Consider the following 5094-nt stretch of genomic DNA (forward strand, 5'->3'; position numbering starts at 1 on the left):
TTCGGCGTCGAGGATTCCGCCCGGGAAGACCATCGCCGAGCCGTAGTGCGACCCGTCGGCGCGAGTCACCATCAGCACTTCCAGCCCGCCCGCCGAGTCGCGGACCAGCAGCACCGTGGTGGAGGGACGCGGGACCGCCGCCGTCGGCGTCGTGTTCGGCGTGCTCATGGTCTCGCTCCCGCTGTTCCTGATTTTCGGATGAGCCGGCAGTCTGGCGGGCCGCCCGCGGAGGCGTCAACGTGCGCCGCAGCCCCGTCCCGCCCGTATCGCCCGGGCGGGACAGAGCCGGCCAGGCCCGCCCTAGAAGTCGGCCGAGACCGTCACGAAGCCCTGCCGCGGGGCCAGTGGGAAGGCGGTGTAGCCACCGGAATTGCCCGTGACGGTGGCGGTGGAGACGCCCTTGCGGTCGAACAGGTTGGTGATGTTGGCGCTGACCTGCAGCGCCTTCATCCAGCCGCTCCGGTCGAGCTCGAACTGGTAGCTCGCCTGCAGGCCGATCAGGAAGGTCGACTTGACCGAAAGGTCGTTCAGATAGGTCACGTAGCGCTCGCCGACGTAGTCGGCGCTGATCTGGGCGTCGAAGCCGCCCCAGCTGGTGCTGAGGATGGTCTTGTTCAGCCACTTCGGCGTCAGCGGCACCTGCTTGCCGCCGGTGGCGACGGTGGTGATCGTGTTGCTGGCGCTGCCGGTCCGGTAGTCGGAGTCGTAGGTCGACTTGTTGTACGAGACCGCGTTGTACAACCGGTAGTGCGGCCCGAACTGCAGGGTCGCGGCGATGTCCGCGCCGTTGGTGGTCACCCCGCCGACGTTGGCCAGGACCGCCGCGCCGGGGTTGATGAAGTTGAAGGCCGCGATGTTCAGCAGGCGGTTGTTGAAGTTGACGTGATAGACGCTGGCCTGGCCGCTGATCCCGGTCAGGAACCCGAGGTCGACTTGCCGCTGGGTGCGAACGCCCGCTTCATAGGTCCATGAGGTCTCCGGCTCGACCGTGCTCTTGAACAGCTCGAAGGCCGCCTGGCTGCCGAGGCTCCAGGGCGAGAAGCCGTAGAAGTTCGAGCCCGCGCCATAGGGGATGAACTGGCGCATGTTCTTCTGGACGTTGGCGAACACCTGCTCGTGCTCGGTCGCGTCCCACAAGACGCCGATCTGCGGCAGGAACCACTTGTTCGAGGTGATGCGGCCCGAGGGGAAGTGAGTCGGCGGGTTGGCGGTCGGCAGGTTCACCTGATTGATCGGGAACTTGCCGTTCGCGTTCTGCAGGCTCGACTTGAAGCCGAACTGCAGGGTCAGGTCCGGACGGATGCGCCAGGCGTCCTGCAGGTGCAGCTGGACGTCGTTCACGAAGAACTGGGCGTAATACTGGATGAAGGCCGCCGGCCCCTGCGGCTCGTCATAGGGGCTGAGGTCGTTGTTCGCCGCCGTGAAGGGGTACCAGGCCCGGTGCTGGGCGTCCTCGTTGTGCTCCCACCAGACGCCGGCCTCGATCTGGTGGTCGCCGACCTGGTAGTTCAGGGTCGAGATCAGGCCGCCGCGGTTGATGCGGTACTCGGTCGTGCGCACCTCGTTCCCTGTGCCGCCGAACCGAGCGACGATGTTCGCCAGCGTCGCCGCGCTGGTCGGCGAGCCGACCACCAGCTGCGGGAAATAGGCGGCGAACAGGGTCGGCAGGCCGGCCTGGTTGACCGGGCCGGCGACGATGCCGCGGCCGTAGTTGTAGTGGTAGTAGGCCTGGTTCGACCAGGTGAGGTTGCTGGAGAAGCTGTAGTCGTACTTCACATAGCCCAGGAGGTCGGTGCGCTGGGCGGCGCTGAAGCAGTTCGAGAAGTTGTTTCCCTGGAAGGCTGGCGGCGCGCCGTTGGTCAGCGTCGAGGCGCAGGCGGCCAGGTTCGGGTAAAGGAACGGCCGGGTGTAGGGGAAGTAGGTCGAGGTCGCGGACTGCTGGTTGCCGAAGGCGGTGGCGTCCTCGTTCGGCTCGACCTTGTCGTTCCAGTTGAAATAGGCGGTCAGCTTGCCGCGATCGTCCTTGTGGACGTACTTGGCGTTGACTTGGTTGCCCTTCTGGTGGCCGTCGAAGTCCCAGGCCCGCGCATCGTGGTGCAGGAACGACAGGTAGCCGCTGTCGCCGTCGCCGAACTCGCCGGTGTCCATCCGCAGGAAGGTGCGGGTGGTCGAATAGCTGCCGACCGTCTGGCGCAGGTTGAACACGCGCTGGGCCGAGGGATCGCGCGAGAAGGTCTCGATCGCGCCGCCCAGGTTGCTGGTCGAGGCCACGCCGAGCGAGCCGGCGCCGGAGGCCAGGATCACGCGGTCGACGTTCTCGCTGGTCACTGCGCGCGAGGGGCTGAGGCCGTTGTAATTGCCGTACTGCTGATCGCCGAGCGGCACGCCGTCCATGGTGTAGCCCAGTTGCTGGGTCGAAAAGCCGTGCACGAACAGCGACTCGTTCTGCTCGTTGTTGCCCCACGGGTCGGCGGTCTCGTAGAGCACGCCCGGCAGGGTCTGGATGGCCTTCAGCGGGCTGGCGCCCGGAAGGATCTTCTGCACCTCCTCGGCCTGCATCGCGACCGCCGAGCGGGTGCTGCGCACCGCGGTGACGACCACTTCCGAGGTCTGCGCCGCCTCGGCGGCGGCGGCGTCGTCGGCCCTCGCGGTCCCGGCCGCCGCCATCAACGCCGCAGCCGCGGCCGTCACGGCGAGCATCGCCCGCCGGCTCGATCTGATCATTGGATACGCCCCGAATTGCGCGGCCCTTGGTTGACGGGCCCTGGAGGCGGGGGGTTAGGCAGGCATCGCGAAGGGCCCGCGACGGCTCAGCGACAGTTTGGTGATAGCATCGCACCGCGACACTCGCCTACGTTGTCCGCCCGCTGAATTGCTATAGATTTGCATTCGCGACAGGAAATTGCTGGGGGGCGGCGAGGAATGTGGGTGGCCTGGGGGCTGGCCGGCCTGGGCGCGGCGGCGCTCGCCGTCGCGCTCCTGCTCGGCGGCCGCGACGAGCAGATTTTCGGCGCGGCCAAGGCGGCCGCCGCGCTCGGCGGAGAATTCGTCCGGACCGGCGCGCCGGCGCAGGCCGTCGTGCGCGACGTAGTCATCGCCCTCGCCCTGCTCGCCCTCGTCCTGCCGCTCGCCCTGAGATCGACCAAGGCCTGGCCGCTGACCGCCGCCTCGGTCTGCCTGGCGGTCCTGATGACCGCCGCGGCGCAGCAACTCGTCCACGCCCGCCCGCAAGCCTATGGCATCGTCCAGGGCGGCTGGACGCTGCTCGGCGACCTGGTGGTCGCAGCCGGAGCCTGGAACGCCTGGCGAGTGCGGCGCCGCGACGGTCAGACTTGAGCGCCTAGCAGTCGCCACCAACACCCCTCTTCCCCGCTTTTCGCGGGGAAGAGCGGCAGAAAAAAGCGCCTGCCGCCCCCGGGCGATCAGCCCTCGGGAGGGGCCGACGCGCCTCCGACGCGCAGCCCCTTAGGCGAACTCGATCAGCACCTCGTCGGCGGCGACGCTGTCGCCGGCCTTGGCGTTGACGGCCTTCACCACCCCGTCGCGCTCGGCGCGGATGATGTTCTGCATCTTCATCGCCTCGATGATCGCCACCTGCTCGCCGGAGCGGACCTCCTGGCCGGCGGCGACGTCGAGGCTGACCACCAGGCCCGGCATCGGCGAGAGCACCATCTTGGAGGTGTCCGCCGCCTGCTTGGGGGGCAGCTTCTCATGCAGTTCGGCCGAACGCTCGGTAAGCACCAGCACGTGGGCGGTGGCGGCGCGGTGGCGGATCTTGAAGCCTTCCGCCGCGGTCTGCACCTGGACGGTGAACGCGGTCCCGTCGAGCACGCCGGAGAACACCGGCTTGCCCGGCCGCCAGTCGGCCTTCTCCAACCGCAGCTTGCGGCCGTCGGCCAGGAACTCGACGGTGAAGGCGTCACCGCCGTTGGCCACCCGCGCGCCGCGGCGCTCGCCGTTCTCGATCACCACCCACTCGTCGCGCAGCAGTTGCGGCGCGGCTCTGCGGGTCAGCGTGCGGTGCATGGCCAGCGCCACCGTCGCCATGACGTCGCGCTGGAAGCCGGTCGCCTGCGCGCCATGGAAGCCGTCGGGAAACTCGTCCTTGATGTAGCTGGTCGACAGCGTCCCTGCGCGGAAGCGGTCCTGGTCCATCACCGCGGCCAGGAACGGCACGTTCTGGCCCAGGCCCTCGATGTGGAAGTCCTCCAGCGCCCGACCCATGGCGTCGATCGCCGTCAGGCGGTCCGGGCCCCAGGTCGACAGCTTGGAGATCATCGGGTCGTAGAACATCGAAATCTCGTCGCCCTCGCGCACGCCGGCGTCGTTGCGCACGATGGTCTCGGAGATCTCGCCCTCCGGCGGCGGGCTGTAGCGCACCAGACGGCCGATCGAGGGCAGGAAGCCGCGATAGGGGTCCTCGGCGTAGATCCGGCTCTCGATGGCCCAGCCGTTGATCTTCAGGTCGCCCTGGCCGAACGACATCTTCTCGCCGGCGGCGGAGCGGATCATCTGCTCGACGAGGTCGACGCCGGTGATCAGCTCGGTCACCGGATGCTCGACCTGCAGGCGGGTGTTCATCTCCAGGAAGAAGAAGCTGCGGTCCTGGCCGGCGACAAACTCGACGGTGCCGGCGCTGTCGTAGCCGACCGCCTTGGCGAGCGCGACCGCCTGCTCGCCCATCGCCTTGCGGGTGGCCTCGTCGAGCAGCGGGCTCGGGGCCTCTTCGATGACCTTCTGGTTGCGGCGCTGGATCGAGCACTCGCGCTCGAACAGGTGCACCACGTTGCCGTGCTTGTCGCCCAGCACCTGGATCTCGATGTGGCGCGGGCTCTCGATGAACTTCTCGATGAAGATCCGGTCGTCGCCGAAGCTGGCCTTGGCCTCGGCGCGCACCGCCGGGAAGCCTTCCTCGACGTCCTGGCGGCTCCAGGCCACGCGGATGCCCTTGCCGCCGCCACCGGCGGAAGCCTTGATCATCACCGGATAGCCGATCTCGGCGGCGATCTTGATCGCGTGCTTCGTGTCGTCGATCTCCCCCACGTGGCCGGGCACGACGGAAACCTTGGCCTTGGCGGCGAACTTCTTGCTTTC

General features: G+C 68.3%; 3 protein-coding genes. 1 reads left to right on the forward strand and 2 read right to left on the reverse strand.

Annotated elements, in window-relative coordinates; translation table 11 throughout:
* Positions 1-300: 300 nt before the first annotated feature.
* Positions 301-2724, reverse strand: a complete 2424-nt coding sequence (locus VJS38_RS15225; protein ID WP_324089000.1) for a TonB-dependent receptor — start codon at positions 2722-2724, stop codon at positions 301-303.
* Between the two features lie 198 nt (positions 2725-2922).
* Here VJS38_RS15225 and VJS38_RS15230 point away from each other — a divergent pair, with 198 nt between their 5' ends.
* A complete protein-coding gene (locus tag VJS38_RS15230) occupies positions 2923-3336 on the forward strand; it encodes a hypothetical protein (RefSeq protein ID WP_324089001.1) in 414 nt (137 codons plus the stop codon).
* Positions 3337-3465: 129 nt separating this feature from the next.
* Here VJS38_RS15230 and VJS38_RS15235 read toward each other — a convergent pair.
* Positions 3466-5094: biotin/lipoyl-containing protein (locus VJS38_RS15235; RefSeq protein ID WP_324089002.1), on the reverse strand; the 1629-nt coding region annotated here is incomplete at its 5' end.

The sequence above is a fragment of the Phenylobacterium sp. genome, assembly GCF_035276905.1.
GTDB lineage: Bacteria > Pseudomonadota > Alphaproteobacteria > Caulobacterales > Caulobacteraceae > Phenylobacterium.

Coding starts and splice junctions, on each gene's coding strand:
- VJS38_RS15225 (WP_324089000.1), bottom strand. CDS start 2,724: ATGATCAGATCGAGCCGGCGGGCGATGCTCGCCGTGACGGCCGCGGCT.
- VJS38_RS15230 (WP_324089001.1), top strand. CDS start 2,923: ATGTGGGTGGCCTGGGGGCTGGCCGGCCTGGGCGCGGCGGCGCTCGCC.